This window comes from Bradyrhizobium sp. CCGB12, from assembly GCF_024199845.1.
Classification (GTDB): Bacteria; Pseudomonadota; Alphaproteobacteria; order Rhizobiales; family Xanthobacteraceae; genus Bradyrhizobium.
Genome location: NZ_JANADO010000001.1, coordinates 6,049,988 through 6,076,256, shown reverse-complemented (window position 1 = coordinate 6,076,256; position 26,269 = coordinate 6,049,988). Strand labels below are relative to the sequence as shown.

Here is a 26,269-nt window from a genome sequence, read left to right as displayed (position 1 = left end):
TAATATGTTGGACGCAGAAGGCCTTGGGCGATGAACCGGACAATGAGTTCGAATCGCGCCAATCGGAGGATCGACGTGAAATTCATCGCCTTTGCTTTTTCATGCTTTTTGATTTTTTCAATACCGGCCAACGCGGGCGACGCGGACACCTTCAATGGGATGGTGGCATTGGCCAACAAGGGACATGCAGAAGCGCAATATCATGTCGGCATGATGCATAACAACGGCATCGGCACCCGACAGGATCCGAGGCAGGCATTCGAGTGGTTTCAAAAAGCCGCTGCATCCAACGACCCGTTGGGCGCCTACAAGCTCGGTTGTTATTACGATGGGCAAGGTGCGGGCATCGTAACGGCCGATCCGAATGAAGCGCTGAGATACAAGCTTGTTGCCGCCAAAGCCGGATATTCGCTCGCCCAGCACGATGTTGCCAATCTGTATGACAGGCAGGGAAATTCGCAGGAGGCGCTGAAGTGGTGGAAGATGGCTGGCGATCAGGGATATCCCAGGGCCCTCTATAGCTTGTCCATGGCGTATTCTGCGGGGAAGGGAACGCCGAGAGATTTGTCGTTGTCGTATGCGTATTTCAAGCTCTCGACACTGGCGCCCAGGAAAAATGTGAACGAGATGGCTTCCATGTTGTCCAAGCCGGAACTCGAGAAAGCGGAAAAACTGGTTTCCGCATGGAGTGCACAGCCAACCGCTCTGACACTCAAGGCAAAGAGCGGTGTCAGTGCAGCAGAGGAGCTCTTGAAAACCGCGAGGAAGTAGCGCTTTGCGATGGACGCGTGTAACTACGCCGCCTGCTTCCGTGACGCCACGAACACGCCCGACAGCACCAATGCAAAGCCGATGATGTGGAACGCCTGCGGGTGCTCGCCCAGAAACGCCATCGCCATGATCGAGCCGAACACCGGCACGACATGGAAGAACGGCGCGGCGCGGTTGGCGCCGATCAGGCGGACGCCGCGATTGAAGCAGAGATAGGCGAGCGTCGACGGGAACACCGCGACATAGAACAGCGTCAGCAGGTTCGGCCCGTCGAGCTTCATCACCGGCCGCGCGAACAATTCCCAGATCTCCAGCGGAATGAGGCAGGCGGCGCCGCAGCCGAAGGTGAAGGCGAGGAAGGACAGGCCATGCATCGGCGGACGCTTCAGCGTCAGCACCGAATAGAGCGCGAAGATCACGAGCGCGACGATGAAGATGAGATCGCCCTTGTTGAACTCGATGTTGGAGAGCGTGGTGAAATCGCCATGCAGCAGGATCGTGAGCACGCCGCACATCGACAGCAGCACGCCGAACGCCTGCGCTGCGGTGAGCCGGATACCGAGGATGGCCAGCGACCACAGGGCCACGACCAGCGGCGCGGCCGACTGCAGCAGCAGCGTGTTCAGCGCCTGGGTATGCTCGAGCGCCCAATATTGCAGTGTGTTGAAGGCGCCGATGCCGGTGACCGAGAGGGTGATCATCAGGCCAAGCCGCCCGCGGATCGCGGGCCAGTCCTGCGCAAGATGCTTCCAGGCGAACGGCAGCACCAGCAGGAAGGCGAAGAACCAGCGCAGGAAGGAGAGGGTGACCGGCGGAATGTGCCCGGCGGCGAGCCGGCCGACGATGGCGTTGCCGGCCCAGCACAGCGCGGTGATGCTGAGCAGCAGGTAAGGCTGATTGGCGATCCAGCCGTGACCGGATGTGTCGGTGCCGGTGGTCTGGCCGGTGGCGGACATGGCGATTGTTATGGCCCCGCGGATGACGCCGAGGCCTTCCGGCCCGGCGAGGTCCGGGCCGGTTCATCGCCCGGCTCTGCTCAAAGACACGGAAATCGAGATGGCATCAACGGGGGGCGGACGCATCGCGACCATGCAGCGACGGACAGGGCGTCTTACGCTTTGGTCGAAGCCGCTCGGCCGTCCCCAAGGGTTTCTGGATTTTCAGGGGATATCAAAGGCTTGGGTCGGGCTTTGGGCCCCGAAAAAGCCCCGTTCTTGCTTGCCTAGAGGGGCTGCTTCCTTTATCCGGTTGGCTGCCTTGCGTGCGGGCGGCTCCGGCCGCTGATTGGGCTGGGCGCAGGCATGATCCCGGAAGAGTGGGCACCGGTTTTCCGCGAGGATCATGCCTCCTAGAGACAGATTGAACAGGGATTACCCGCGAATGGCCAACGTTGTCGTCGTCGGCGCCCAATGGGGCGACGAAGGGAAGGGCAAGATCGTCGACTGGTTGTCGGAGCAGGCGGACATCGTTGTCCGCTTCCAGGGCGGCCATAACGCCGGCCACACGCTGGTGATCAACGGCAAGACCTACAAGCTCGCGCTGCTGCCCTCCGGCGTGCTGCGCGAGGGCAAGCTGTCGGTGATCGGCAACGGCGTGGTGTTCGATCCCGCCGCCTTCCTCGACGAGGTCGCCAAGCTCAGGTCGCAAGGGGTCGATGTCAGCCCTGACAACCTGCGCGTCGCGGAGAACGTCACGCTGATCCTGCCGCTGCACCGCGAGCTCGATGCGCACCGTGAATCCGCCAGCGCGGCGACCGCGATCGGCACGACGCGCCGCGGCATCGGGCCTGCCTATGAGGACAAGGTCGGCCGCCGCGCCATCCGCCTGATGGATCTTGCCGATCATCAGACGCTGCCGCACAAGATCGACCGCCTGCTGGCGCACCACAATGCGCTGCGCCGCGGCCTCAACCTGCCGGAATTCGACGGCGCGGTGATCCTGAAAGAGCTGATGGCGATGGCGCCGCAGCTGCTGCCCTATGCCGAGACGGTCTGGCGGCTGCTCGACATCAAGCGGCGCGAAGGCAAGCGCATGTTGTTCGAGGGGGCGCAAGGCGCGCTGCTCGACGTCGATCACGGCACTTATCCTTACGTCACCTCGTCCAACACGGTGGCGGCGCAGGCCGCGACCGGCGCCGGCCTCGGGCCGGGCGCGGTCGGCTATGTGCTCGGCCTGTGCAAGGCCTACACGACCCGCGTCGGCCAGGGCCCGTTCCCGACCGAGCAGGACAACGAGACCGGCCGCAAGATCGGCGAGCGCGGCCGCGAATTCGGCACCAATACCGGGCGGCCCCGCCGTTGCGGCTGGTTCGACGCCGTGCTGGTCCGCCAGGCGGTCCGGACCTGCGGCATCAACGGCCTGGCGCTGACCAAGCTCGACATCCTCGACGGCTTCGACACGATCGAGGTCTGCACCGGCTACAAGCTCGACGGCAAGGAGATCGACCATTTCCCGGCCGGAGAGGGCGCGCAAAGCCGGGTCGAGCCGATCTACGAGACCATCGAGGGCTGGAAGGAGCCGACCGCCAGCGCGCGGTCCTGGGCCGACCTGCCGGCCCAGGCCATCAAATATGTCCGCCGGATCGAGGAATTGGTGGGGTGCCCGGTCGCATTGCTTTCCACCAGCCCCGAACGCGAGGATACTATCCTGGTGCAAAATCCGTTTGAGGCTTAACGCTATCTTACCGGGACGCGCGTATAGTTGAGTAGAAATGGCTGATTACTACCCGCTGATCGCCCGCGCTATTGCCGCCCTGGACCCCAACGCTCCCGGCGAAAGCCGTCGCGCGCTCTATGAGCGGGCGCGCACGGCACTGATCGCGCAGCTGCGCAGCGTGCAGCCGCCGCTCTCGGAATCCGAGATCACCCGCGAACGGCTGTCGCTGGAAGAGGCTGTCCGCAAGGTCGAATCGGAGGCCGCCCAGCGCGCGCGCGAGGCCTCGCGCCCCGGTGGAGGCGCCACCCGTGGTAGCGGCAGCGGCGATGCCTTCCGCCGGGCCAGCGCCCGCGCCGCAGAGGGTAACGCGCCCGCGTCTCAGCCGGCCCAGCCACGCACGCGTCCGGTTCCGACCCCGCCGCGTGCCGACCGTCCGTCCTTTGGCGCCGAGGATCAGGGCGAGGCGCCGCGCCCACCGCGCGCGCCGCGTTTCGATGCCCCGCGCCAGCCCGGTCCGTCCGCGCCGCCGGCGATGCCGGAGCCGCCGGCCGGACGCGATCGCGCGGGTGGCCGTCGTCCGCCGGACGTGGGCCCGCCGTCACCGCCGCCAACCGCGCCGGGCGTGCGCGGCTTCCGTGACATCACGGCCGATGCCAACGATCTCGGCGGCGCCGCCGCGCAGGCGAGCCGTGCCGCGCGCCGCACCTACGCCAACGTGCCCTCGCCCTCACCGGAGTTCGACCGGCTGGAGCCGAGCCTGGAAAATCGCACCGGCGAGTCCGACGCGCCCTATTCCTACGACGAGTCGATCGAGGAGGCCGAGCGCTACACGCCGCAGCCGCAGCCCCCGTCGCCGCGTTCGCGCATCGGCGCCGAGCGCGACGCCAAGAAGCGCGTCCGCACCGGCTCCGCCTTCCCGTTCAAGAGCGCGATCGCCGTCGGCATCGTGCTGATCCTGGTCGGTGCCGGCATCCTCTGGGGCAAGCAGCTGGTTCAGATCGTCAACGGCTTCCTCAAGCCGTCCGCGACCCAGGTCGTGGAGACGCCGAATCCGGCGCAGCCGCAGAGCAAGCCGAAGATTCCCGATCGCGTCGGCCAGCCTTCGGCCAGCGACCAGCCAGTCGCGCCGGTGGCGCAGAAGGTCGTGCTTTATGACGAGGATCCGTCCGACCCGAAGGGCAAGCAATATGTCGGCTCGGTGGTGTGGCGGCTGGAGCCGATCAAGGCATCCGGCAACCAGAAGGCCGACGTCGCCGTACGCGCCGACATCGAGATTCCCGACCGCAAGTTCAAGATGACGATGTCATTCCGCCGTAACACCGACTCCTCGCTGCCGGCGAGCCACACCGCGGAATTGACCTTCATCCTGCCGCCGGACTTTCCGGGCGGCAGCGTCTCCAACGTGCCGGGCATCCTGATGAAGTCGAACGAGCAGGCGCGGGGCACGCCGCTCGCGGGCCTCGCCGTCAAGGTCACCGACGGGTTCTTCCTGGTCGGCCTCTCCAATGTCGATGCCGACCGCGCCCGCAACGTGCAGCTCCTGAAGGAGCGCTCGTGGTTCGACGTGCCGCTGGTCTACGCCAACCAGCGCCGCGCCATCATCGCCATCGAGAAGGGCGCCCCCGGCGAACGCGCCTTCAACGACGCCTTCGCGCAGTGGGGCGATTAAGCTGCTGCTGTCATTCCGGGGCGTGCGAAGCACGAATCCGGAATCCATTGCGCAGCACGTGACATAGGCAGCACGTGACATAGAGAAATGGATTCCGGGTTCGGTGCTGCGCACCGCCCCGGAATGACATCCTGGAAGGATGACTACTGCGCGGCGGCTTCCCGCTTGCGCGACGCGGTGGCTTCGCGGTCCATCACGGCGCGGCAGCCGGGGCTGACATGCGCCTTGTTCCGCACCATGCAGGCCCTGACCCGCGGGATGTCGGGAATTTCACTGGAGCACAGCCGCATCGCATCGCCCGTGCACATCTGCTGCGCTTCGGACGAGAAGGCGAGGCCGGGTGATGTCTGGAGTACGATGGCGCTGGTTGCGACCGCGAAGAGAGTTGCGATGGTCTGATAGCGTGTCATGCGGAATGGTCCCCGATTTCCCTTGGGCTTGAGCCACTTGGTTTTGGGGCGCCGCACGCGGCTTGACTTGCCGCATGTCACAGCCTTCACGTCGGGACCGTTGATCCCGCATGTGGTCGCTCGATTACTTGTGATGTCGAATCGAAAGTGCTGCGCCGCCCGAGCGAAGTATGCGCCATTGTCACGCGCCTGCAATGGTCATCGCAAATGAATTTGCAATTGTTGCGCGCGAGTCACGCCGCGCGCGATCAGATCAACCGATCGGAGGATGTGCTCGCCTGCTCGGCATCGCTCGTGCCGAGCGATGCGGCGTGTTCCTCGACCGCGGTGACGCCCTTGGCCGTGAGCTCGAACAGATCGCCGTCCTTCATCACGTAGCCGTCGGCGATCAGCTGGCTCATCTTGCCGTGACGGTCGTCGGCGAAGGCAACCGACTGGCTGATGTCCCGCAGGATAGAGAGTTGTTCGTCGCGCAGCATGGCTTCACGCTCCGTTCGCGGGTTCCGGTCCTCACATACCGTGGCTCTGAAATACCTTGCTGCAAGAGCGCGACAGCTTGGCCCGGTTGGCTTGCAGGCAGCTCTGTACCGCACCGTCATTGCCGAGCACCTTGCGGCAGAAGCGCGATGCATCCCGCGAGCAGGCTTGCTGCTCCTGCGGCGTGCCCATGTGGCCTTGCGCGAGAGCAGGCGGGTTCGACAGACCGGTCAGGGCCGCCAGCGTGATCGTCGCCAGGAGGAATTTGCGGGCCATCGGCGGCTCCAATCTGCCAGGGATAAAGTAAGGTCCTGCATGAACTCGTCGCCCTGCCACTTGTTCCCCTCCGAGGAAGCCTGCGCCCCGCTATTCAAGGTTCCCGCGGCGCTGCTATAAGGCGGACGAAGTTGAGAGGGTGCTCGATGAAACGCTATCTGGTGTTTGCGCTGGTCGGCCCGTTCGTTGGCGGGTTCCTGCTGCTGCTGACGACGACCTATCAGTCCGGCTATTGGACCCAGACCAGTCTCGGCGAGATCGGCAAGCTGTTCGCCGTGTTCTTCAAGACCCTGCAATACAGCTATCTGTTCGGCTTCCTGCCCTCGCTGATGATCGGCGCGGTCGACGACATCCTGGTCCACATCAGGCGGATCGGCCCGGTGCTGCGGATGCTCCTGGTCGGCCTGTTCGCGTTCGTCCTGGCCTCGATAACCTACAGCTCGCGTGGGCCGGATTCGGGCGCGGTGCAGTTCATCCTTTACGGCCTCGTCGGGTTCGTGCCGGCGGTGCTCTCGTCCTGGCTCGTGCATAGATATGTCGAGGAGTCGCACACCGCGGCGGCACCGACCTGAGCGCGACCTTCGGGCGCGGCGCAGCAACCTCCGCCGCGGCGGCGCGTTCTCCAGAGACCATGACCATGTCCGACGACGATATCCTTGCTCCGCGCCGATCCCGTTCGGGAACCAGCTCGCGTGCGACCTCCAAGGAGGCGCGCGGGCCGATCATCGATCAGGAGGGGCACGAGATCCGCCCCGAAACGCTGGAGCAGGGGTTTCGCGAGTTTCACTTCGAGTTTGGTCAAGGCAATCCCTTCGGCAATCTGACGCGCGAGCAGCGGATCGCGCGGCTCGAGGCGATCGCAAAACTTCTCGACGTTGCCTTCATCCTGCCCGGCACCAACATCCGCTACGGCATCGACGGGCTGATCGGCCTGATCCCGGTCGTCGGCGACATCATCACCACCGCGATCTCGCTGTGGCTGGTGCGCGAGGCGAGGGCGCTCGGCGCGCCCTGGTACATTACGGCGCGCATGCTCGGCAATGTCGCGGTCGACGGCGTGGTCGGTCTGGTCCCGTTCGCCGGCGACGCCTTCGACGTCATGTTCCGCGCCAATATGCGCAACGTGCGCCTGCTCCGCCGCTGGCTGGAGAAGCAGCCGCGGATGTAGTGCAGCGGTTGCGAGCGCTCGCCGCGATTTTATCTGCTCGATAATGCGCCGGATGTCTCCGTATCGTCATTGCGAGCGCAGCGAAGCAATCCAGAGTCCCTCCGCGGAAAGATTCTGGATTGCTTCGCTGCGCTCGCAATAACGGGGGAGAGAAGCCCCCAAAACACAAAAGGCGCGATAGCCTTTCGGCCATCGCGCCTGCTGCGCACATCGTAAGGCTTTGCGAAGAAACTTACGCCGCGTCGGCGTCGGTCTCCGCGGCTGCCGGCTCGGGCTTGCGGCGGCGGGGCAGCGGGAAGGCTTCGCTCTCATAGAGCGAGCGGATGCCGTTCTGGTCGAAGCGCGCTTCCTCGACCTGGAGATAGGCGCCGTTCAGCGAATCCGTCGGCAACTGCTCCATCGCAAACTGCACGGCTTCGGCCGCGGTGCCGAACCGGCGATAGGTGAAGCCTGCGCGCTTCTTCTTGCGGATCGCGGCGGGGAAGAGTTCGGCGGAGGTGTTGAAGTTGAACGGACGCAGTGGACGCATGGTCAAAGACCTCGTGATCTTCTCTGGGGCTTTAAGCGCGTGGGGTTTGGGAGGGCAGGGGCCGCAATCGAGCGGGCCCGCCACACATGTCAGTTTCGCCCCCTAATATAGGCCGATTTGACAAAAATGCGACCCCCGCGATGCGAGATGATGAATCCACGCATGGCAGCCCCGCAGCCTTGATAAATCAAATATTTTCAATGGGTTATATGGCCTACAACTTGCCAAGAACCAGCAGCACGACCAGCACCACGAGGACGACGCCGCCAATCCCCATGCCGGAATGCCCGAGGCCATAGCCATAACCGCCGATGCGGCCGGACAGGCCCCCCAGCAGGTAGATGATCACCAGGATGATCAGGATGGTCCCGAGTGACATGGCATCCTCCCTGGCGGTCGCCAAAAGTGACGATCGGCCGCACCGCCAAGGAGAGAAAAGCACATCGCGGGGCCGGGTTCCATGAAGGAACCCGGCCCCGCGCGGAGTGGTCGAATATTTATTTCGGCTCGAGCTTCAGCGCGGCGGAGTTGATGCAGTAGCGCAGGCCGGTCGGCCCGGGACCGTCGGGGAAGACATGACCGAGATGGCCGCTGCACTTGGAGCACAGCACCTCGGTGCGGATCATGCCGTGGCTGACGTCCCGCTCCTCGTCGATATGGCTCTCGACGGCGGGCTGGGTGAAGCTCGGCCAGCCGCAACCGGAATCGAACTTGGCATCGGACTCGAACAGCTCGTTGCCGCAACCGGCGCAGACGTAAGTGCCGGCGCGGTGGTCGTGCTCATACTCGCCGGAGAAGGGCCGCTCGGTCGCCTTCTCGCGCAGCACCGCGTATTGCATCGGCGACAATTCGCGCCGCCACTGCTCCTCGCTCTTGGTGACCTTGTCGTCGGTGGTTTTCGTTTTGGTGTCGGGCATGGGTCTCCCGTTTCTGTCGGTGATCTCGCGATCAGTTGGTGGCCTTGCTGGCATTCACCAGCGTCGGCTTCTCAATGTAATTATCCGCAAACAGCTTTTTCAGGTTCTCGACCTTCGGCAGATCGTTATAGGCGATGTAGGGCTGGTTCGGGTGCAGCGTCAGATAGTCCTGGTGATAGGCCTCCGCCGGATAGAATGCCTCCAGCGCGCCGACCTTGGTCACGATCGGCTTGTTGAACACCTTGGCGCCGTTGAGCTGGGCGATATAGGCCTCCGCGACCTTCTTCTGCTCGTCTGAGGTGGTGAAGATCGCCGAGCGATATTGCGTCCCGGTGTCAGGGCCCTGGCGATTGAGCTGGGTCGGGTCGTGCACCACCGAGAAGTAGATCTGGAGAATCTTTCCGTAGGAGATCTTCTTCGGGTCGTACTTGATCTCGACGGACTCGGCGTGGCCGGTGCGGCCGCTCGAGACCGTCTGGTAGTCGGCGGTCGCCTTGGTGCCGCCGGCATAGCCGGAGACGGCGTTGACGACGCCCGCGGTGTGCTGGAAGACGCCCTGCACGCCCCAGAAGCAGCCGCCGGCGATCACGGCGGTCTGGATTCCGCTCGCGGGCGCTGCATCCATGGCGGGGGCGGGGATCACGACCGCATCCTCCGCAGCCCGGGACGGCATCGCGAAGGCCAGCGTCAGGGCTGTGGTTGCGGCGAGCAGAGTGGCGAGGGCGGTTCGGCGCATGGCGATCCTCTTTCGGCAGGGCTGACAGTCTAGGGCGGCCGCGGCCGGGCGAACAGCCCGCCCGGCCGCGTTTTCGCATCATCCGAGATACGGGCACGGCCGGCGATTGTTACGCCGGGACGGACACGAGACCGTGAGAACGCACCGCCGAGACAGTCGCCTTGGCGAGGTGGGGAACTCCGCGCTAGATGAACCCGCGAAAAATGGTGGCTGGAGCTGACCTGACAAGATGCTGCGCGTCATACCCCTGATCCTTGCCGTCTTCACTTCCGTCCTGGCCGCCGGCATGTCGATTGCCGCGGCCGATCCGCAAGCCGGCGATGATCTCGCCATCTGCCGCGACCGCCAGGCGGACGGGCCGGCCCGCGCAACGGCCTGCGACAATCTGCTCAATGCCGACCGCCTCACTGGCAAGGACAAGGCGATCGCGCTCACCGTGCGCGGCAACACGCTGATCAACAAGCGCGACTACGTCCACGCCATCGAGGTCTTGTCCACGGCCCTCGACCTCGATCCCGACTATGTCATCGCGCTCAATCTGCGCGGTCTCGCCCATGAGCGCCGGGGCGAGGACGACCTCGCGATGGCGGATTACAATCTCGCGCTCCAAAAGCGTCCGACCTACGGCGTTCCCTACAACAACCGCGGCGTGATTCAGGTGCGCCGGGGCGCGCTGCAGAGCGCGCTCGACGATTTCAGCCTGTCGATCAAGCTGACGCCCAAATTCATTCTCGGCTGGACCAACCGCGCCCGCGTGCGCACGCTGATGAAGGATTATGATGGCGCGCTCGCCGATTTCGCCGAGGCCGAGAAGATCGACCCGGCTGCGCCGCAGATCGCCGGCAGCCGCTGCATGACCTACGGCCTGATGGGCAAGTTCGATCAGGCCCTTGCCGCCTGCAACGGCCTGATCGAGAAACAGCCGAGGAATGTCTACGCGATCAACAATCGCGCCGACGTCTACGTCCTGAAGGGCGACCTCGACGCCGCGCTGAAGGGCTACAACGCCGCGCTTCAGATCAACCCGAACAATATCCGTGCCCATTCCGCCCGCGGCCAGATCTACGAACGGAAGAAAGATCTCGCCCAGGCGCGCGCCGACTATCGCGCGGCGGCCTACTCGCTGACGAAGTTTGACGAACCCGAGGTCGCGCGCGCCCGCGCCATCGCGCAGGAGCGGCTCGCCGCGCTGACGCCGGGGGCCGCGCCCGCCGGGCGCCGCGTCGCGCTGGTGATCGGCAACGGCGCCTACACGAACGTTCACGCCTTGCCCAATCCGCCACGCGACGCGAAATTGATCGCGGGCGCGCTGCGCGACGTCGGTTTCCAGAGCGTGATCTCGGTCGGCGACCTGACCCGCGACGAGTTCTTCGAGGCGCTGAAGACCTTCGCTGCCGAGGCGGAGAAAGCCGACTGGGCGGTGGTCTATTATGCCGGCCACGGTTTCGAGATCGGCGGGGTGAATTATCTCGTTCCCGTTGACGCCAAGCTCGCTGCCGACAGAGACGCCGAGACCCAGGCGGTTGCCCTGGAGCAGGTGATCGCCGCGGTCGGCGCCGCGCGAAAAATGCGGCTCGTCGTCCTGGATGCCTGCCGCGACAATCCATTCGCGCCGACCATGCAGCGCACGCTGGCGCTGAAGCTGGTCGACAAGGGCTTTTCCAACATCGAGCCCGGTGCCGGCTTCATGGTGGTCTACGCCGCCAAGCACGGTGAGACCGCGATGGACGGCGATGGCAGCGCCAACAGTCCGTTCGCCACTGCGCTCGCCCGCGAGATCAAGCAGCCGCGCGTCGAGATCCGAAAGCTGTTCGACATCATCCGCGACGACGTCTGGGCCGCCACCCGGCACGAGCAGCAGCCGTTCACCTACGGCTCGCCGCCGGGCCGCGAGGATTTTTATTTTGTTGCGGGGAAGTGACGGAAGCGTATAGGGCGCGACGGCGGAGCCTAACACCTGGTGTCGTCTCCGCGCAGGCGGGGACCCATAACCACAGGGAGAAATGCGGGGCAAGGCGCCCACTCCGAGTCTTCGCCAAACTTCTTCCTGTGGGTATGGGTCCCGGATCTGCGCTTCGCTTGTCCGGGACGACGAGCGGAGGTTGAGGCGGTGCTGTCGCCAAAGCATCGACGCTCAAACGACGATACTCAACCTTTTCGCCGCGCGCGTGATGCCGGTGTACAGCCACCGCGCCCTGGACTCCTGAAACGCAAAGCTTTCGTCGAACAGCACGACGTCGTCCCATTGCGAGCCCTGCGACTTGTGCACGGTGAGCACGTAGCCGTAGTCGAACTCGTCATAAGGCTTGCGCTGCTCCCAGGCAATCTGCTCGATACCGCCCTCGAAGCAGTCGGCGCGCACCGAGACCTTGGTCACCTTGTGCCCAAAATCCTCGTCCGGCGACAGCCGCATGCTGAGGATGCGCGATTTCGAACGCGAGGTGTTACGCGACTTCACGCGCCACAGGCCGCCGTTGAACAGGCCCTTCTTGCGGTTGTTGCGCAGGCACACCAGCTTGTCACCGGCGACGGGAAACTGGTCCTCGATGTTCTGACGCTGTCGCACCCGCATGTTGTATGCGCGTCGCGTGTTGTTGCGGCCGACCAGGACCTGGTCGGCGCCCATGACGCGGTCAGGGTCGAGCTCTTTTCGTGACACCACCTCGCTCTCGCCGTAGCGGCCGATGTCGAGCTCGCGGCCCTCGCGCACGTCCATCGACATCCGCACGATCGGATCGTCCTGCGCCTGGCGATGCACCTCGGTCAGCATCGCGTCCGGTTCGGTGTTAGTGAAGAAGCCGCCGCCCTGGATCGGCGGTAGCTGCGCGGGGTCGCCGAGCACCAGCAGCGGACAGTCGAACGACATCAGGTCGCGCCCCAATTCGGCGTCGACCATCGAGCATTCGTCGATCACGATCAGCTTGGCCTTGGAGGCCGGCGCATCGTCCCACAATTCGAAGCTCGGCTGCTCCTCGCCGGATTCACGGGCGCGGTAGATCAGGGAGTGAATGGTGGAGGCCTCGTCACAGCCCTTGTTGCGCATGACGAGGGCCGCCTTGCCGGTGAAGGCGGCGAATTTCACCTCGCCGTCGACGCCCTCGGCGATGTGCCGCGCCAGCGTGGTCTTGCCGGTGCCGGCAAAGCCGAACAGGCGGAACACCGGCGGCGTGCCGCCCCGGCCGGGTTTGGCCTTGAGCCAGTCGCCGACGGCCTTGAGCGCGGCATCTTGATGCGGGGTGAAGGTGGCCATGTCTGTCTTGAAGAAGGGCGAAACGAGGCGATTCGCCGTCCCCCAAAACTAACCATTCGCTCCGCCCGTTCAAGCGGCCGGGCCAACCCTACTGCCAGCCGGGAACGCCGCGCATGTCGGGCAGATGGTGGGCAATGCCCTTGTGGCAGTCGATGCAGGTCTTCTCACCGGTGAACAGGAAGCGCTGGTGCGCTACAGAGGCCCGCGGCGACTGTTTTGTGATGTCCATGGAATCGGCGCTGTGGCAGTTGCGGCATTCCAGGGAATCGTTGGCCTTGAAGCGCGCCCATTCATGCGCGGCCAGCTCGAGCCGGTGATCCAGGAATTTCTCGCGGGTATTGATCGTGCCAAAGATCTTGCCCCAGACCTCCTTGGAGGCCTGCATCTTGCGCGCGATCTTGTCGGTCCAGTTGTGCGGGACGTGGCAGTCCGGGCAGGTCGCCCGCACGCCGGAGCGGTTGGTGAAGTGGATGGTCGACTTCAGCTCGGCATAGACGTTGTCCTTCATCTCGTGGCAGCTGGTGCAGAACTTTTCCGTGTTGGTCAATTCCAGCGCGGTGTTGAAGCCGCCCCAGAAGATCACGCCGGCCGCAAAGCCTGCCAGCACCAGCACGCCGAGCCCGAACACCGAGCTCGGCCGGATCAGCACCTGCCAGAGCTCGAGCAGGAAGTCCCAGCTTCGCGCGAGGAAGCCGCGCTTGGCCTTTGACCCGTCCGCGGTCGTTGTCATCGGCGGCCACCGGGGCTTGCGCGCGAGAGCAGCGTGTCGATGTCGACGAAGTCGTTGCTGACGGGCGGATTGGCGGTGTTTTGCGGCACGTGGCATTCCGTGCAGAAGAAGCGCCGCGGCGAGATCGAGGCCAGGAACTGGCCGTCGCGGTCCATGAAATGCGTGATCGAGACCATCGGTGCCTGCGATTCCGACGTGCGTGCGCGCGCATGGCAGGACAGGCATTTGTTGCTGTTGAGGTCGATCTGGTAGCCGTCGATCGTGTGCGGGATGACAGGCGGCTGCTCCGGATAGTTGCGCACCTCCTTCTCGGAGGTGTTGCGGTTCGGCAGCATCGGCGGCGCCGGGCCCTCGTCATTGAGCGGCGTTGGGCCGCGCAGGCCCGACGTCACGGTCTGCGCGGTCAGCGAGCCCGTGCCCGCGGCAATCGCGACCGCGAGCAGGATGATTGCGGATCGTTTGATCATGACTGGGTCACCCGCTCGATGCGCACGGCGCACTTCTTGAAATCGGTTTGCAGCGAGATCGGATCGGTGGCGTCGAGCGTCACCTTGTTGATCAGCTTGGATTCATCGAACCACGGCACGAAGACGAGGCCGCGCGGCGGCCGGTCGCGGCCGCGCGTCTCCACGCGGGCGCGGATGAAGCCGCGGCGCGAGACCACCTTCACCTCGTCGCCGCGGCGTAGCTTGGCTTCCGACGCGTCGTCGGGATGCATGAAGCAGACGGCCTCGGGGACCGCCCTGTAGAGCTCGGGCACGCGGCGCGTCATGGTGCCGGAATGCCAGTGCTCCAGCACGCGGCCGGTTGAGAGCCAGAGCGGATATTCGCTGTCGGGCGATTCCGCCGGCGGCTCGTAGGGCAGCGCGAAGATGCGGGCCTTGCCGTCGGGATAGCCGTAGAACTGCACGTCGGTGCCCTGCTTGACGTAGGGATCGCTGCCTTCGCGGAAACGCCACTTCGTCTCCTGGCCGTTGACGACGGGCCAGCGCAGACCGCGCTCCCTGTGATAGGCCTCGAACGGCGCGAGGTCGTGGCCATGGCCGCGGCCGAATTGGGCATATTCCTCGAACAGGCCCTTCTGGACGTAGAAGCCGAACGCCTTGGATTCCTCGTTGGCGTAGCCTTCCTCGATCTCCGAGGTCGGAAATTTGTCGACCTGACCGTTCCGGTAGAGCACGTCGAACAGCGTCTTGCCGCGATACTCCGGCTTCTTGGCGATCAGCTCTTCGGTCCACACGTCCTCGATCTTGAAGCGCTTGGAGAACTCCATGAGCTGCCAGAGATCGGACTTCGACTCGCCGGGCGCCGTGACGAGCTGATGCCAGAACTGCGTGCGCCGCTCGGCATTGCCATAGGCGCCTTCCTTTTCCACCCACATCGCGGTCGGCAGGATTAGGTCGGCGGCCAGTGCCGTCACCGTCGGATAGGCATCCGAGACCACGATGAAATTGTCGGGATTGCGGAAGCCCGGAAGGGTCTCCTCGTTGATGTTGGGACCGGCCTGGAGATTGTTGTTGACCTGCACCCAATAGGCGTTGATCAGGCCGTCCTTCAGCATCCGGCTTTGCAGCACAGCGTGTGCGCCGTTCTTGTCGGAGATGGTGCCCTCCGGCAGCTGCCAGATGTGTTCGGTATGGTCGCGATGCGCCTTGTTGGTCACGACCATGTCGGCGGGCAGGCGGTGCGAGAAGGTGCCGACCTCGCGCGCGGTGCCGCAGGCCGAGGGCTGGCCGGTCAGCGAGAACGGGCTGTTGCCGGGTGAGGAGATCTTTCCGGTCAAAAGATGGATGTTGTAGACGAGGTTGTTGCACCAGACGCCGCGGGTGTGCTGGTTGAATCCCATGGTCCAGAACGAGACCACCTTGGTCTTGGGATCGGCGTAGAGCTCGGCCAGCGCCTCCAGGCGATTGAGCGGCACGCCGGACATTTTTGCGGCCTTCTCGAGCGTGTAGTCCGAGACGAACTTGACGAACTCGTCATAGCTCATGTCGGTGGAGTCGTTGGCCTTCGCGGCGCCCGTCGCCTTCTTCTGCAAGGGATGCTCGGGCCGCAGGCCATAGCCGATGTCGGTCTGGCCGCGCTTGAAGACCGTATGTGCGGCAACAAAATCCTTGTTAACGCGGCCGGACTTGATGATGTGGTTGGCGATGGCGTTGAGGATGTAGAGATCGGTCTGCGGCACGAACACCATGCCGATGTCGGCGAGGTCGAACGAGCGGTGCTCGAAGGTGGAGAGCACGGCGACGCGGACATGCGGCGCGGACAGCCGGCGGTCGGCGAGGCGGGTCCACAAGATGGGGTGCATCTCCGCCATGTTGGAGCCCCACAGCACGAAGGCGTCGGTCGCCTCGATGTCGTCGTAGCAGCCGGCCGGCTCGTCGATGCCGAAGGTGCGCATCATGCCGGCCACGGCCGAGGCCATGCAGTGGCGCGCATTGGGATCGATGTTGTTAGTGCGGAAGCCGGCCTTGAACAGCTTTGAGGCGGCATAACCTTCCCAGATCGTCCACTGGCCGGAGCCGAACATGGCGACGCCGTTCGGCCCGCGCTTCCTGATTGCCTCCTTCCACTTCAGCTCCATGATGTCGAAGGCTTCGGTCCAGGACACAGGCGTGAACTCGCCGTTCTTGTCGTATTTGCCGCCGGTCTTGCGCAGCATCGGCTGCGTCAGGCGGTCGTGGCCGTACATGATCTTGGAGAGGAAGTAGCCCTTGACGCAGTTGAGGCCGCGATTGACCTCGGCCTTGATGTCGCCGTGGGTGGCGACGACGCGGTTGTCCTTGGTCGCGACCATCACCGAGCAGCCGGTGCCGCAGAAGCGGCAGGGGGCCTTGTCCCAGTTCAGTTCGCTGTTGTCGCGTTCAGTGACGAGATTGGCGGCGAGCGCCGGAACAGGCATGCCCGCAGCGGCGGCCGCAATGGCGGCGGCCTCGAGCTTCAGCATCTGGCGACGGTCGAGCTTTGGCGATGTCATGACGGCTCTCCGGCCTTAGGCTGTTTCGATGGCGTGAAAGACGAGCGCCGCGGAATAGACGTGCGGCAGCGACTGGATGGTGTTGAGTATCGTGCCGAGGCTGCCGGCATCCGGCGCTTCGGTCACGACGACGAGCTTGCCGCGTGGATCGCGGCCATGGATCTCGCAGCCGGGGAGGACGGTGATCTCGGCTTCGACGTCCGCGAGGCGGTCGGGGCGCGCCTGCACCAGGATGCTGGCGATCTCGTAGCCCGGCGGCGGCACGATGCGGTCGGCGCTGAGCACCCGTCCGGTGATCAGTGCGCGACGGTTGAGTTTGGCTGTGTTGAGTGACCCTTGGGCCATATGCCTGTCTTTCGCTTTTCGGGGATCAATGCGGGGAGGACGGTGGGCCGGGAGGGCCGGCGAACATCTGGTAGATCCAGACGCCGAGCCCGTAAGTGCCGACCGTTCCGACCGCGAGGACGGGCATCACGACCGCGGTCAGGAACAGGAACGCGAAAATCTCCATGCGCTTGCGGCGCGCGCGCGACGTCGTGTCGTCAGGGGCCGACATATTCGGTCTCTCTGAAAGGGTATTGGGAATCGGGACGGCATCCGGGCCGTTGCCTTGCTGCACCTTAGATGCGTTCGAGCCGCTAACGCGTTGATCTGGATCAATCAGTCGCCTTGGCCGCACCCTGTAGTACGCGCCGGAATCGGGCTTTCATCGCGACGTGCGGTCGAGGAATTCATCTCCCGCGCGGCGGAATTGCTCGTCCGTAGACAGCCGCGCCTCACGCATTAAGATGCGATCAACAACAATAATGCGGGAGCGAGCGGCGCCATGAAGTTCGGCATCTTCTACGAGCTGCAACTGCCAAGGCCCTGGGTGGCCGGCGACGAGCTCAGGCTCTACCAGAACGCGCTCTCGCAGATGGAACTCGCCGACAAGCTCGGCTACGACCATGCCTGGGTCGTCGAGCATCACTTCCTCGAGGAGTATTCGCACTCGCCCTCGCCGGAATCCTTCCTCGCGGCCGCGAGCCAGCGCACCAAAAACATCAGGCTCGGCCACGGCATCCTCCAGCTCACCACCAACCATCCGGCCCGCGTTGCCGAGCGCGTCGCGGTGCTGGACCTGCTCTCGAACGGCCGCTGCGAGTTCGGCATGGGCGAGAGCGCCTCGATCACCGAGCTCACGCCGTTCGGCCGCGACATGGAGACCAAGAAGGAGGTGTTCGAGGAGGCCGTCGCCGCGATCTTCCCGATGTTCAAGGACGCCGGCAGCGAGCACCACGGCAAGTATTTCGACATCCCGTTGCGCAACGTGGTGCCGAAGCCGGTGCAGAAGCCGCATCCGCCGCTGTGGATGGCGTGCTCGCAGCTGCCGACCATCGAGCGCGCCGGCCGCCACGGCTTTGGCGCGCTTGGCTTCCAGTTCGTCAGCGCTGATGCTGCGCACGCCTGGGTGCACGCCTATTACAACGCGATGACCAAGCGGCTGCACAAGCTCGCCGACTACGAGATCAACCCGAACATGGCGCTGGTCTCGTTCTTCATGTGCGCCAAGACCGACGAGGAGGCGCGTGCCCGCGCCGACGGCGCCACCTTCTTCCAGTTCGCATTGCGCTTCTACGGCGCCTCGCAGAACCGCCAGCGTCCTGCGCCCTACACCGTCAACATGTGGGACGAGTACAACAAGTGGAAGCGCGACAATCCGGAGGCGCAGGAGGCGGCGCTGCGCGGCGGCCTGATCGGCTCGCCCGAGACCATCCGCAGGAAGCTCAAGCGCTTCCAGTCTTCGCATATCGACCAGGTCATTCTGCTCAACCAGGCCGGCAAGAACAGCCACGAGCACATCTGCGAATCGCTGGAATTGTTCGGCCGTGAGGTGATGCCCGAGTTCCAGAACGATCCGGCTCAGGCGGCCTGGAAGCAGGGCGTCATGAGCGGCGATATCAAGCTGGAAGAGATCGACACCGAGGCTTTCACCGACCGCTACGGCAAGCTTGCGATCAACGTCGCACCGGCGAAGGCGGCGGCAGGGTAGGCGGCCCGGCTCTTGGTCGGAGCCACCTGGCAGCAACGACCGTGCCCTCGTTCCACGGCACGCGCTTTTGGACGTTCTCTCCGGTGGCGTCGGGTCTGCAACGCAGCGTCCCGGCAGCGTCGGCGCCACGCAGATATCGCTACGTTAAGGAACTGGTTACGAGTCAATGTCACCATTTCCATATTACGCCGCCATTTGCGGCGCGCATTCTGAGAATAATTCAATATTTCGACACGCCCGGTTGGCGGTCTCTTTCAGGAGAGGCCCAATGTTTAAGGGCTTAATGGCGGCAGTTGTGGCGCTCATGAGCACGGCGCAACTGGATCGATACCTAACCAACGGCCGGTACACCGACGCGGCCACCGATATGCTGCGGCAAATCAGGCGAGCGTTTGGATTCTGAGGCTTCCCTTGGGGACAATTTGAGGTCGGTGATGGAGGGCATCTCCTGGACTGAACTCGACGCGGAGGAGCAACGCGCCATTGCGATATTGGGAGCGGGCTTGTCGATCGAGCTGTGTGACCCCGTTGCTCTCATCAAATTGAAGCGGCTGCGGCTGATCGTAGGCTCGCATTTGACTGTCGCTGCGCACGATTTGCGCAGACGCGTTGTTATGGACGAACTCGGAGTGAAGACCTGAGACCCATGACCTGATGGGCCTGCATCACGCCTTCCTATCCGCACGCAAGCTGCGAAGATAATAGCCCTGTCTCAGAACGGTTTCCCTGATTTCGTCGCTGACCTTGAGAACTCTCCTTCTGCTCTTGCGCCACTTATTGGAAGAGTAGGGCGCGGGCATCTGGGAGCCATTGCTGATGACGAGCACGTCCCGCTTGCCGTTGCGATAGACATCGAACATGTCTCCCCCCGCAGATAATATTGATTAGAACAAATACGTTTTCGTCATGATCGCTCCAGCTTAGTGGCTGAGATGCCTGACCGGGTGGTAATTTTGTAACGTGGCCTATTTCTTTCGCGCTGGAGTCCCGGAGGGCAAATGCGCCAACGAGACCTCGGCGGCCCCCAACAATGCTGATGCAATCGTTTATCTGGCGCTATTGTCCCTTAGCCGACATTGGTGCGTCAAAGGGGCACAGCGACGAATTGTTCTTTTGGGAACGTATGGTGTCCGGACCAATGACTTTCCCACGAGCCATAAGTGCTCACACGACTCGTGTACTGGCCTCGAAGCTCGCATAGCGGGCCGATGTGTCCCCGACGTCACGGTCGTGATTGCCGCCAGGGTTCAGGCCAATGAGGCGATGGCGCTACGTCAGTTTCATCAGCTTGGTGATCGCTGCGGGTCTGCTGGGCGCCGGAGCTCTGGTCGTTGGCCAGTCGCGCGTGCCGTCAGGAGCCGTAGCCTCCTCGGTGACGCGTACACCGGAGCTCATAGAACGCGCGTGGCACCTGCCAGTGGCCGCCAAATTCCACAGATACGTTGATTGGCAATCCAATGGTTCTCGTTGCGGACCTGCCGCCGTTGCGAATGCGTACAGGTCACTTGGCGAGGCGGCAAGCACGGAGGCCAAGGTACTGGCCGGCACAGGGCGGTGCTGGACCGGCGTGTGCATTCTGGGCCTTTCGCTCGATGAGCTGGCCGAGGTCGCCCGGGCCAACACCAGCCGGAAAGTCACGGTCTTGCGCGATCTCAGCGAAGACCAGTTTCTGGAGCATCTGCGTCGCTCCAACGATCCCGACAGGCGCTACATCGTGAATTTCGAACGCGCGCCAATCTTTGGCGCCGGTGTTGGCCATCATTCGCCGATCGGCGGTTATCTCGAAGCCGAGGATTTGGTGTTCGTGCTCGACGTCAATTCCGACTACCAGCCTTGGCTGGTCGAGTGGAAGCGGCTGTTCGTCGCTGTCAATACATTCGACGGTGATAAGAGGCGCGGACTGCTGCTGATAGAATAGCAGTGGCTGCCGAAACCGGGCGCGTCGGATTGGCCGGGGTCGGCCGGCCGTTGCAGACCATGCGGCGGCGAGCTCTTCTAGAAGAAGCAGTTGCACTGCCCGTTTGACCCCCAAATCCATGGTGATAATGTTCCAATTCGCGTTTGTCCGGGAGGACACGATGGGATGGTTTGACCGACTGTTTGGAACGACGTCGGCGCCTGCGACCCGACTTTTTGCGAAGTTTAGGCGGAAATCACGGGCACCGACCGATCCCGATCTTCTGAGGATTGCCAAGGACCGAAGAGGGCATGTCTCGCGGCGAGCCGTGAGAGATGAATATAATCGGCTGCTGTTGGAGAAGTACGCGCACGACAAGTCGTGACGTCTAGTCCGATCCAGTCGTGCCGCAACGTGCCAAACCTGGCGCTCGTTTCCGGCGATGTGGGCGCGTGGCCCGAAGCTGTCCCAGCCCGCATCTACCCGCTGTGAGCGCAACACCTATCGGGACGTGAGACGCTGCGTCCCGTCATCCTCAGGCTCCGATGAGGATCGAATGAAGCGGCGGGAGTTCATTGCGGCTGCTGCGGCGCTGCTGGTGTCGCCACGACGTTCTCGGGCGCAGGGGAAGCGCCGCCGGCTTGGCTTTCTTGCCGTCGGCGATGGAAGCGCGCAGGCCCTCAATCAAGCCGAGCTGGTGTTGTTTGACGGGCTGCGAAGCCACGGGTGGATCGACGGGAAAAATTTAGCGATCGACCATCGCTTTTCCCAACCCCCGGACCGACTGCCAGGTTCGGTCGCCGACCTGATTGCTCTCCGTCCCGATGTGCTCATCGCCGCGGGACCGCGCGCAACCGAAGCCCTGAAATCGGCGACAGCGAGTATTCCGATCGTGTTCGTGGCCGTGTTTGATCCTGTTGGGCTCGGACTCGTGCAAAGCCTGGCGCGCCCAGGCGGCAACGTCACGGGACTTGCGACCTCCCAGGGAGTAACGCTCGAAAAGCAGATCGATATTCTCCGGGAGCTGGTTCCTGGCGCCTCAACCGTCGCGATCCTCGTCAATCGGGGCAACCCGATGCACAGGCTACTATTGGCCCAGGAGCTACCCGGCACAGCCCGAAACCTGGGCGTGGCACTGCCGATTGTTGAGGCGACCACGGCCGACGAGCTTGATACCGCCTTTGCCTCGGCCGCTGCCCAGCGCGCCGACGCAGTGATTGTCCTTGGCGATGCGCTGACGGTTGTCGAGGCACCCCGGGTGATGGCGCTCGCGGCGAAGCATCGTCTCCCCGCGCTGCATCTCTGGCGCCAATTCGCGAACGGCGGATTGATCGTCTACGGTCCCGATGTGGCCGATCTGTTCCGCCGGGCAGGCGGCTACGTCGATAAGATCCTCAAAGGCATCAAACCTGCCGATCTCCCGGTGGAGCAGCCGACCAAATACCAGTTGGTGATCAACATGAAGACGGCGAGGGCACTCGGGCTCAGCGTGCCAACCTCGTTGCTGCTTCGCGCTGACGAGGTGATCGAATAGGGTTGCGCTTGCTGCGCCTCGAACCGGACCTCGTGGGCAGCATACGCCGGCTTCCGGCCAAATCCCGTTGCTGCTAACCTTCCGCAAAAGAACGTTGACGGAGGAATACTCATGCGGTCTCAGGCAGTGCCCGCAAACTCCGCGGATGGCGACATCACCTCCGCGGTACTCGCCATCGGCCGCCCCGACTTCCCAAATGTCCTGATCGACACCCTGCGCCGGCAGGCCGGCGTCGGCCATTGCATGGTGTTTGCGCTGCGCCGCGCGGGTGCCGCACACTGCCTGCTCGATGCCGGCAACATCCCGATTGGCGGCGATCTTGGCGCCGCCTATGCCGGCCAGTTCCACGAATCCGATCCTAACCGCGATGCCTTGTTCGAAGGCGAGGGCAGTGCGCCGATCATGTTGCCGGCCTTCGCGCCGCGCATGTACGGCGCCCGCTACCGAAAGATCTTCTTTGGCGATTCCGGCATCGTCGACAAGTGCGCGACCGCGATCTGGACTGGCGACACCTGCTTCTATGTCAATTTCTACCGGATCGCCGCGCAGGGCCGCTTCAGCGGCGTGCAGCGCGAGCGGCTTCGAGTGATCGCGCCGGCGATAGGCGCGAGCGTCGCGCGCCATTTTCAGCAGACCGCAACGCCGGATCAGAGCCTCGCCGCGCTGTTTGCCACCCGCGCGCCGCTCGCCGCCCTCACGCGGCGCGAGCAGGAGGTCTGCTGGCGCATCCTCGCAGGCTTCAGCTCCGAAGCGATCTCGCAGGCGCTCGGCATCAGCCTGCATTCGACACTGACCTACCGCAAGCGCGCCTATGAGCGGCTCGGCATCTCCTCGCAGAATGAATTGTTCTCGATTGTGCTGCGGCTATTGACCCACACTCTGAACTAGCGCGCGGAATTTAAGCCAAGGGGAGGACGCGCAGTCCGTCCCCTGGGATCGTCGCCTTTCGACCCGAATCGGATTCGATCGAGGTCCATTGATGCAAGCTGTGCTATAAGTTGTCTCCAATGAACCGGAAGCCATTGGATTGCGGGCAATCTAATGAAACGACGCGAGTTCCTGACGCTAGTTGGCGGCGCGACGACTTGGCCACTCGTGGCTCAAGCTCAACAAAGCCGAAAGGTTGCCCGGATTGGCGTGCTCTGGCACGCGGGCAATGCAGAGGAAGAGGCGGTCTTTCTGAGGCCGCTAGTGGATGGGATTGCCAAGCTAGGGTACGTCGAGGGAAAGAACGTAATATACGAGCATCGCTTTCCGGCAGAGCAGCCCGAGCGTTTCAAAGCGATGGCCGCGGAGTTGGCGCAGCTTAAACTCGACGTTCTCATTACCTCCGCATCGGCCGCATCATACGCTGCGAAAGCGGCAACCAGGACAACTCCGATTGTCTTCATTCTTGTTGCCGACCCAGTAGGGGGCGGCCTGGTCGATAGCTTTTCGCGGCCAGGCGGTAACATCACGGGTTATGCAGTCGTAGACGTCAGCCCAAAGCGACTTCAATTATTGAAAGAGACGTTTCCCAATCTCTCCCGCGTGGCGCTGCTTATCAATCCAGATAACCGCTCGACCGCTCAGCGCTTTTTCGATCAGGTGGAAGCAGCGGCAAGTCCACTGGATCTAACGGTGCAGCCGGTCGAGGTGCTGGGTCCTCACGACTTCGAGCGAGCTCTTTCTCTCGTCCCGAGAGACAAGAAAACTGGCGTGATGACGGTTTTCGACCCCATGTTCTTCAATGAACGTAGACAGATCGCGCAAGTGGCGATGGCGTATGGCTTGCCCGTGATGGCACCTGCCGACGTCTACGTGAAAGCAGGGGCGCTGATGTCCTATGGTCCCAATTTGGTTGACCTGTTTCGGCGCGCAGCGACTTCCGTTGACAAGATATTAAGAGGCGAGCAACCGGGAAATCTTCCGGTCGAGTTGCCAATCAAATACGACCTTGTCATCAATCTAGCGACCGCCAAGACCATACAAATGCATGTTCCGCCAATGCTGCTAGCGCGCGCCGATGAGGTGATCGAATAGATGTCCCTCGGCGACCCGGCATCGCCGTCGAAGCGATCCTTGGCGGCCAGCGCGCAGATGCTGCCGACTGGATCGAGGGTTGCCGAAGCCGGATAGGTCAGTTTCGGTCTGTTGGCCCTTCGCGGACGTTCGGCGGCTTTGACTTGAGCCGCCCTTTGACCCGGACAGACGTCTCTCAGTTCGAGGTTTCGGCACCAAATTTCGTCCGCCACCACCGCCTTAACCGTCGGAAAAATTGGCCGTAGTTGTCACGCGTTGCGGCTTCAAAGTCATAATCATCATCAATTGCGCGTCGCAAGACACTCCTGTGAACATCGTCATTTTGCTGCATCAACTGCTTGGCCGTCTCGGCTTCATACAAATATCCCACCGATGCAGGTGCCGTTGCCGCGGAAAGATCGAGTTCGAGTTTTTCTCCGTTTCGATATCTTTTTGGAAGTCGACGTATATCGAGAACGCCGTCTCCATCTTCAACCTGCTTGTTCGGGATGAGCGTGTACCAATTATTGTATTCGCTGCTGCCTTTTTTGGCCCGATATAGCGTTACGTTCTTGTGGACCAGAAACTTCTTTTGTCTCGCCACCGACCCCTCATCCCATCAAAGCGCATCGCACGGGGTTCTTAGCAGCTGGCTCAGTGCCGACCAACCAGGAGTTGCTGCCGGGCCGCAAGGCGCGTTAAACCCACGAACACTCGTTCTCAGGCCGCCTGTCCAAATTGCTAGGGACAGACGCGGCCGCCGGACTTCGCTAGTCTGGCCCGGAGGAAACGAGAATCCAGGGGAGGCCACCTTGAGCACCGCGCCGCGCATCGAGATCGACCCTGATACCTTCTGGGCCGATCCGTATCCGACGCTCGCGAAGATGCGACGAGAGGCGCCGATCGCCTTCGTGCCGCAGCTCGGCTCGACGCTGCTGACGAGCCGCGACGACATCTCGATCTCCGAGAAGCAGATCGACGTGTTCTCCTCGCACCAGCCGGCAGGCCTGATGAACCGGCTGATGGGCCACAACATGATGCGCAAGGACGGCGAGGCGCACCAGGTCGAGCGCCGCGCGATGTTTCCGACGGTGTCGCCGAGGACCGTGAAGGCGCACTGGACCGCGCAGTTCCAGGCCCATGCCGACCGCATCATCGATGCGATCGAGCCGGGGCGGATCGATTTCATGCGCGACTTCGCGTTGCCCTTTTCCGGCGAATGCCTGAAGTCGATCACCGGCCTCACCAATATCGGCTTTGGGGATATGGATGCGTGGTCGCAAGGCATGATCGAGGGCATCGCCAACTATGCCGGCCATCCCGCGGTCGAGGCGCGCTGCCATGCGGCGACGTCAGGCATCGATGCCGCGATCGACGACATCCTGCCGGTGATGCGCAAAAATCCCGATCAGAGCATCCTCGGCGTCCTTCTCGCTTCCGGCATGCCGATGGAGAGCGTGCGCGCCAACGTCAAGCTCGCGATATCCGGCGGCCAGAACGAGCCGCGCAAGGCGATTGCCGGCACGATGTGGGCGCTGCTGACCCATCCCGACCAGCTCGATCTCGTGCGCAAGGGTGAGGTGTCCTGGCTGCAGGCCTTCGAGGAATATGCACGCTGGATCTCGCCGATCGGCATGTCGCCGCGGCGCATCGCCAAACCGTGGAGCATCCGTGACGTGTCATTCGAGCTTGATGAGCGCGTGTTCCTGATGTTCGGCTCGGCCAACCGCGACGAGAAGCATTTTGAGCGCGCCGACCAGTTCGATGTACGGCGTGATACGTCGAAGAGCGTCGCCTTCGGCGCCGGCCCGCATTTCTGCGCCGGCGCCTGGGCCTCGCGCGCGATGATCGCCGACGTCGCGCTGCCGACTGTGTTCGCGCGTGCCGCGCGGATCGAGATCGCCGAGGACGAGGAGGTGCGGATCGGCGGCTGGGCGTTCCGCGGGCTGCTCAATCTGCCGGTGAGGTGGCAGCAATAGCCGGCAAGGGTCGTGCCTGTTCCTGCATGATGGCATCTTGCCACTGTTTTGCCCGACGCGTCAAACAAAAATTCTGAAAACAAGAAATCCGTTTTGAAAGAATGCGTTGGCTACTGTGCATGGGGTTGTTTTCGCACTTTTGATTTCTGACCGGGCGCGTGCGATCGTCACCTTCGCGTGCGGAAAAAATTCGCGCTGCATTCGCTCCGCCGATTGAAAGATTAATCATGCGCGCGGCCTCGCGCGCAGTGCTCGCATCGC

Annotated in this window: 30 protein-coding genes; 13 read left to right on the top strand and 17 right to left on the bottom strand. The window is 63.4% G+C overall.

Translation table 11 applies throughout. The features are described 5' to 3' along the window. Positions 1-75 precede the first annotated feature (75 nt). Entirely contained in the window at positions 76-771 is a 696-nt protein-coding gene (locus tag NLM27_RS27765; RefSeq protein WP_254146317.1) for a tetratricopeptide repeat protein, read from the top strand. Positions 772-794: 23 nt separating this feature from the next. On the opposite strand, the gene NLM27_RS27760 is transcribed toward NLM27_RS27765, so the two are convergent. Then, positions 795-1,727, bottom strand: a complete 933-nt coding sequence (locus NLM27_RS27760) for a DMT family transporter (protein WP_254146316.1) — start codon at positions 1,725-1,727, stop codon at positions 795-797. 424 nt (positions 1,728-2,151) lie between these two features. Between NLM27_RS27760 and NLM27_RS27755 the strand changes: the two genes are divergently transcribed. Continuing rightward, positions 2,152-3,444 carry an adenylosuccinate synthase gene (locus NLM27_RS27755; RefSeq protein WP_254146315.1) on the top strand — a complete coding sequence of 431 codons (1,293 nt, stop codon included), beginning with the start codon at positions 2,152-2,154 and terminating at the stop codon, positions 3,442-3,444. 37 nt (positions 3,445-3,481) lie between these two features. Then, on the top strand, positions 3,482-5,095 hold the full coding sequence (locus NLM27_RS27750) for a hypothetical protein (RefSeq protein WP_254146314.1): 1,614 nt from the start codon (positions 3,482-3,484) through the stop codon (positions 5,093-5,095). Positions 5,096-5,238: 143 nt separating this feature from the next. Here NLM27_RS27750 and NLM27_RS27745 read toward each other — a convergent pair whose 3' ends face one another. From NLM27_RS27745 to NLM27_RS27735, 3 genes are all read right to left on the bottom strand, one after another. After that, positions 5,239-5,505, bottom strand: coding sequence for a hypothetical protein (locus NLM27_RS27745; RefSeq protein ID WP_254146313.1), 267 nt, complete (start codon positions 5,503-5,505; stop codon positions 5,239-5,241). Positions 5,506-5,753: 248 nt separating this feature from the next. Beyond that, complete coding sequence (locus tag NLM27_RS27740) at positions 5,754-5,984, bottom strand: hypothetical protein (RefSeq protein ID WP_254146312.1); 231 nt, start codon at positions 5,982-5,984, stop codon at positions 5,754-5,756. Between the two features lie 31 nt (positions 5,985-6,015). After that, positions 6,016-6,258 carry a cysteine rich repeat-containing protein gene (locus NLM27_RS27735; RefSeq protein WP_254146311.1) on the bottom strand — a complete coding sequence of 81 codons (243 nt, stop codon included), beginning with the start codon at positions 6,256-6,258 and terminating at the stop codon, positions 6,016-6,018. Positions 6,259-6,404: 146 nt separating this feature from the next. On the opposite strand from NLM27_RS27735, the gene NLM27_RS27730 reads away from it, so the two are divergent. Both NLM27_RS27730 and NLM27_RS27725 read left to right on the top strand, forming a co-directional pair. Next, positions 6,405-6,830 (top strand): DUF5413 family protein, encoded by a 426-nt coding sequence (locus NLM27_RS27730; RefSeq protein WP_254146310.1) that lies wholly within the window; start codon positions 6,405-6,407, stop codon positions 6,828-6,830. A gap of 59 nt (positions 6,831-6,889) precedes the next feature. Next, on the top strand, positions 6,890-7,426 hold the full coding sequence (locus NLM27_RS27725) for a DUF4112 domain-containing protein (RefSeq protein ID WP_254146309.1): 537 nt from the start codon (positions 6,890-6,892) through the stop codon (positions 7,424-7,426). 232 nt (positions 7,427-7,658) lie between these two features. Here NLM27_RS27725 and NLM27_RS27720 read toward each other — a convergent pair whose 3' ends face one another. From NLM27_RS27720 to msrA, 4 genes are all read right to left on the bottom strand, one after another. Further along, positions 7,659-7,955, bottom strand: coding sequence for a hypothetical protein (locus tag NLM27_RS27720; protein WP_092186915.1), 297 nt, complete (start codon positions 7,953-7,955; stop codon positions 7,659-7,661). Positions 7,956-8,169: 214 nt separating this feature from the next. Further along, on the bottom strand, positions 8,170-8,334 hold the full coding sequence (locus NLM27_RS27715) for a DUF3309 family protein (RefSeq protein WP_254146308.1): 165 nt from the start codon (positions 8,332-8,334) through the stop codon (positions 8,170-8,172). A 118-nt stretch (positions 8,335-8,452) separates the two neighbouring features. After that, positions 8,453-8,872: a peptide-methionine (R)-S-oxide reductase MsrB gene (gene msrB / locus NLM27_RS27710; RefSeq protein ID WP_254146307.1), complete on the bottom strand. Its 420-nt coding sequence runs from the start codon at positions 8,870-8,872 to the stop codon at positions 8,453-8,455. A gap of 31 nt (positions 8,873-8,903) precedes the next feature. Further along, on the bottom strand, positions 8,904-9,608 hold the full coding sequence (gene msrA / locus NLM27_RS27705) for a peptide-methionine (S)-S-oxide reductase MsrA (RefSeq protein ID WP_254146306.1): 705 nt from the start codon (positions 9,606-9,608) through the stop codon (positions 8,904-8,906). Between the two features lie 229 nt (positions 9,609-9,837). Here msrA and NLM27_RS27700 point away from each other — a divergent pair, with 229 nt between their 5' ends. Next, the gene (locus NLM27_RS27700; protein ID WP_254146305.1) at positions 9,838-11,529 is read left to right on the top strand and encodes a caspase family protein; all 1,692 of its coding nucleotides are present in this window, start codon (positions 9,838-9,840) and stop codon (positions 11,527-11,529) included. A 213-nt stretch (positions 11,530-11,742) separates the two neighbouring features. On the opposite strand, the gene NLM27_RS27695 is transcribed toward NLM27_RS27700, so the two are convergent. From NLM27_RS27695 to napE, 6 genes are all read right to left on the bottom strand, one after another. Next, positions 11,743-12,858 carry an ATP-dependent RecD-like DNA helicase gene (locus NLM27_RS27695; RefSeq protein ID WP_254146304.1) on the bottom strand — a complete coding sequence of 372 codons (1,116 nt, stop codon included), beginning with the start codon at positions 12,856-12,858 and terminating at the stop codon, positions 11,743-11,745. 88 nt (positions 12,859-12,946) lie between these two features. Beyond that, positions 12,947-13,588 (bottom strand): NapC/NirT family cytochrome c, encoded by a 642-nt coding sequence (locus tag NLM27_RS27690; protein ID WP_254146303.1) that lies wholly within the window; start codon positions 13,586-13,588, stop codon positions 12,947-12,949. After that, positions 13,585-14,055 (bottom strand): nitrate reductase cytochrome c-type subunit, encoded by a 471-nt coding sequence (locus NLM27_RS27685; protein ID WP_254146302.1) that lies wholly within the window; start codon positions 14,053-14,055, stop codon positions 13,585-13,587. Before NLM27_RS27685 ends, NLM27_RS27690 begins: the two co-directional genes overlap by 4 nt. Then, positions 14,052-16,565, bottom strand: coding sequence for a nitrate reductase catalytic subunit NapA (napA, locus tag NLM27_RS27680; protein ID WP_254146301.1), 2,514 nt, complete (start codon positions 16,563-16,565; stop codon positions 14,052-14,054). Before napA ends, NLM27_RS27685 begins: the two co-directional genes overlap by 4 nt. 15 nt (positions 16,566-16,580) lie before the next feature. Continuing rightward, positions 16,581-16,910 carry a chaperone NapD gene (locus NLM27_RS27675; RefSeq protein WP_254146300.1) on the bottom strand — a complete coding sequence of 110 codons (330 nt, stop codon included), beginning with the start codon at positions 16,908-16,910 and terminating at the stop codon, positions 16,581-16,583. A gap of 25 nt (positions 16,911-16,935) precedes the next feature. After that, on the bottom strand, positions 16,936-17,121 hold the full coding sequence (gene napE / locus NLM27_RS27670) for a periplasmic nitrate reductase, NapE protein (RefSeq protein WP_254146299.1): 186 nt from the start codon (positions 17,119-17,121) through the stop codon (positions 16,936-16,938). A 270-nt stretch (positions 17,122-17,391) separates the two neighbouring features. Between napE and NLM27_RS27665 the strand changes: the two genes are divergently transcribed. Next, positions 17,392-18,597, top strand: coding sequence for an LLM class flavin-dependent oxidoreductase (locus NLM27_RS27665; protein ID WP_254146298.1), 1,206 nt, complete (start codon positions 17,392-17,394; stop codon positions 18,595-18,597). Positions 18,598-19,031: 434 nt separating this feature from the next. Further along, positions 19,032-19,238, top strand: coding sequence for a hypothetical protein (locus tag NLM27_RS27660; protein ID WP_254146297.1), 207 nt, complete (start codon positions 19,032-19,034; stop codon positions 19,236-19,238). Positions 19,239-19,262: 24 nt separating this feature from the next. Here NLM27_RS27660 and NLM27_RS27655 read toward each other — a convergent pair whose 3' ends face one another. After that, positions 19,263-19,457 carry a hypothetical protein gene (locus NLM27_RS27655; protein WP_254146296.1) on the bottom strand — a complete coding sequence of 65 codons (195 nt, stop codon included), beginning with the start codon at positions 19,455-19,457 and terminating at the stop codon, positions 19,263-19,265. 395 nt (positions 19,458-19,852) lie between these two features. On the opposite strand from NLM27_RS27655, the gene NLM27_RS27650 reads away from it, so the two are divergent. The 4 genes from NLM27_RS27650 to NLM27_RS27635 all read left to right on the top strand — a co-directional run bounded on the left by NLM27_RS27650 (position 19,853) and on the right by NLM27_RS27635 (position 24,050). After that, positions 19,853-20,515 (top strand): phytochelatin synthase family protein, encoded by a 663-nt coding sequence (locus NLM27_RS27650; protein WP_254146295.1) that lies wholly within the window; start codon positions 19,853-19,855, stop codon positions 20,513-20,515. 535 nt (positions 20,516-21,050) lie between these two features. Continuing rightward, positions 21,051-22,028 carry an ABC transporter substrate-binding protein gene (locus NLM27_RS27645; protein ID WP_254146294.1) on the top strand — a complete coding sequence of 326 codons (978 nt, stop codon included), beginning with the start codon at positions 21,051-21,053 and terminating at the stop codon, positions 22,026-22,028. 111 nt (positions 22,029-22,139) lie between these two features. After that, positions 22,140-22,916: a helix-turn-helix transcriptional regulator gene (locus NLM27_RS27640; protein WP_254146293.1), complete on the top strand. Its 777-nt coding sequence runs from the start codon at positions 22,140-22,142 to the stop codon at positions 22,914-22,916. A 153-nt stretch (positions 22,917-23,069) separates the two neighbouring features. Next, positions 23,070-24,050 (top strand): ABC transporter substrate-binding protein, encoded by a 981-nt coding sequence (locus tag NLM27_RS27635; protein WP_254146292.1) that lies wholly within the window; start codon positions 23,070-23,072, stop codon positions 24,048-24,050. A 175-nt stretch (positions 24,051-24,225) separates the two neighbouring features. Here NLM27_RS27635 and NLM27_RS27630 read toward each other — a convergent pair whose 3' ends face one another. Beyond that, positions 24,226-24,633: a hypothetical protein gene (locus NLM27_RS27630; RefSeq protein WP_254146291.1), complete on the bottom strand. Its 408-nt coding sequence runs from the start codon at positions 24,631-24,633 to the stop codon at positions 24,226-24,228. A 208-nt stretch (positions 24,634-24,841) separates the two neighbouring features. Here NLM27_RS27630 and NLM27_RS27625 point away from each other — a divergent pair, with 208 nt between their 5' ends. Continuing rightward, positions 24,842-26,008 carry a cytochrome P450 gene (locus tag NLM27_RS27625; protein ID WP_254146290.1) on the top strand — a complete coding sequence of 389 codons (1,167 nt, stop codon included), beginning with the start codon at positions 24,842-24,844 and terminating at the stop codon, positions 26,006-26,008. Here NLM27_RS27625 and NLM27_RS27620 read toward each other — a convergent pair. Next, the gene (locus NLM27_RS27620) at positions 25,980-26,237 is read right to left on the bottom strand and encodes a hypothetical protein (protein ID WP_254146289.1); all 258 of its coding nucleotides are present in this window, start codon (positions 26,235-26,237) and stop codon (positions 25,980-25,982) included. The genes NLM27_RS27625 and NLM27_RS27620 overlap by 29 nt on opposite strands. Between the last annotated feature and the right edge of the window lie 32 nt (positions 26,238-26,269).

Excerpts from the sequence above, each read along its gene's own strand:
- napA (WP_254146301.1), bottom strand. The coding sequence starts at position 16,565 with ATGACATCGCCAAAGCTCGACCGTCGCCAGATGCTGAAGCTCGAGGCC.
- msrB (WP_254146307.1), bottom strand. The coding sequence starts at position 8,872 with ATGCCCGACACCAAAACGAAAACCACCGACGACAAGGTCACCAAGAGC.
- NLM27_RS27755 (WP_254146315.1), top strand. The coding sequence starts at position 2,152 with ATGGCCAACGTTGTCGTCGTCGGCGCCCAATGGGGCGACGAAGGGAAG.
- NLM27_RS27640 (WP_254146293.1), top strand. The coding sequence starts at position 22,140 with ATGCGGTCTCAGGCAGTGCCCGCAAACTCCGCGGATGGCGACATCACC.
- NLM27_RS27745 (WP_254146313.1), bottom strand. The coding sequence starts at position 5,505 with ATGACACGCTATCAGACCATCGCAACTCTCTTCGCGGTCGCAACCAGC.
- NLM27_RS27690 (WP_254146303.1), bottom strand. The coding sequence starts at position 13,588 with ATGACAACGACCGCGGACGGGTCAAAGGCCAAGCGCGGCTTCCTCGCG.
- NLM27_RS27695 (WP_254146304.1), bottom strand. The coding sequence starts at position 12,858 with ATGGCCACCTTCACCCCGCATCAAGATGCCGCGCTCAAGGCCGTCGGC.
- NLM27_RS27740 (WP_254146312.1), bottom strand. The coding sequence starts at position 5,984 with ATGCTGCGCGACGAACAACTCTCTATCCTGCGGGACATCAGCCAGTCG.
- NLM27_RS27650 (WP_254146295.1), top strand. The coding sequence starts at position 19,853 with ATGAGGCGATGGCGCTACGTCAGTTTCATCAGCTTGGTGATCGCTGCG.
- NLM27_RS27665 (WP_254146298.1), top strand. The coding sequence starts at position 17,392 with ATGAAGTTCGGCATCTTCTACGAGCTGCAACTGCCAAGGCCCTGGGTG.
- NLM27_RS27730 (WP_254146310.1), top strand. The coding sequence starts at position 6,405 with ATGAAACGCTATCTGGTGTTTGCGCTGGTCGGCCCGTTCGTTGGCGGG.
- NLM27_RS27750 (WP_254146314.1), top strand. The coding sequence starts at position 3,482 with ATGGCTGATTACTACCCGCTGATCGCCCGCGCTATTGCCGCCCTGGAC.
- NLM27_RS27620 (WP_254146289.1), bottom strand. The coding sequence starts at position 26,237 with ATGATTAATCTTTCAATCGGCGGAGCGAATGCAGCGCGAATTTTTTCC.
- msrA (WP_254146306.1), bottom strand. The coding sequence starts at position 9,608 with ATGCGCCGAACCGCCCTCGCCACTCTGCTCGCCGCAACCACAGCCCTG.
- NLM27_RS27635 (WP_254146292.1), top strand. The coding sequence starts at position 23,070 with ATGAAACGACGCGAGTTCCTGACGCTAGTTGGCGGCGCGACGACTTGG.
- NLM27_RS27655 (WP_254146296.1), bottom strand. The coding sequence starts at position 19,457 with ATGTTCGATGTCTATCGCAACGGCAAGCGGGACGTGCTCGTCATCAGC.
- NLM27_RS27660 (WP_254146297.1), top strand. The coding sequence starts at position 19,032 with ATGGAGGGCATCTCCTGGACTGAACTCGACGCGGAGGAGCAACGCGCC.
- NLM27_RS27645 (WP_254146294.1), top strand. The coding sequence starts at position 21,051 with ATGAAGCGGCGGGAGTTCATTGCGGCTGCTGCGGCGCTGCTGGTGTCG.
- NLM27_RS27700 (WP_254146305.1), top strand. The coding sequence starts at position 9,838 with ATGCTGCGCGTCATACCCCTGATCCTTGCCGTCTTCACTTCCGTCCTG.
- NLM27_RS27685 (WP_254146302.1), bottom strand. The coding sequence starts at position 14,055 with ATGATCAAACGATCCGCAATCATCCTGCTCGCGGTCGCGATTGCCGCG.
- NLM27_RS27760 (WP_254146316.1), bottom strand. The coding sequence starts at position 1,727 with ATGTCCGCCACCGGCCAGACCACCGGCACCGACACATCCGGTCACGGC.
- NLM27_RS27725 (WP_254146309.1), top strand. The coding sequence starts at position 6,890 with ATGACCATGTCCGACGACGATATCCTTGCTCCGCGCCGATCCCGTTCG.
- napE (WP_254146299.1), bottom strand. The coding sequence starts at position 17,121 with ATGTCGGCCCCTGACGACACGACGTCGCGCGCGCGCCGCAAGCGCATG.
- NLM27_RS27720 (WP_092186915.1), bottom strand. The coding sequence starts at position 7,955 with ATGCGTCCACTGCGTCCGTTCAACTTCAACACCTCCGCCGAACTCTTC.
- NLM27_RS27675 (WP_254146300.1), bottom strand. The coding sequence starts at position 16,910 with ATGGCCCAAGGGTCACTCAACACAGCCAAACTCAACCGTCGCGCACTG.
- NLM27_RS27735 (WP_254146311.1), bottom strand. The coding sequence starts at position 6,258 with ATGGCCCGCAAATTCCTCCTGGCGACGATCACGCTGGCGGCCCTGACC.
- NLM27_RS27715 (WP_254146308.1), bottom strand. The coding sequence starts at position 8,334 with ATGTCACTCGGGACCATCCTGATCATCCTGGTGATCATCTACCTGCTG.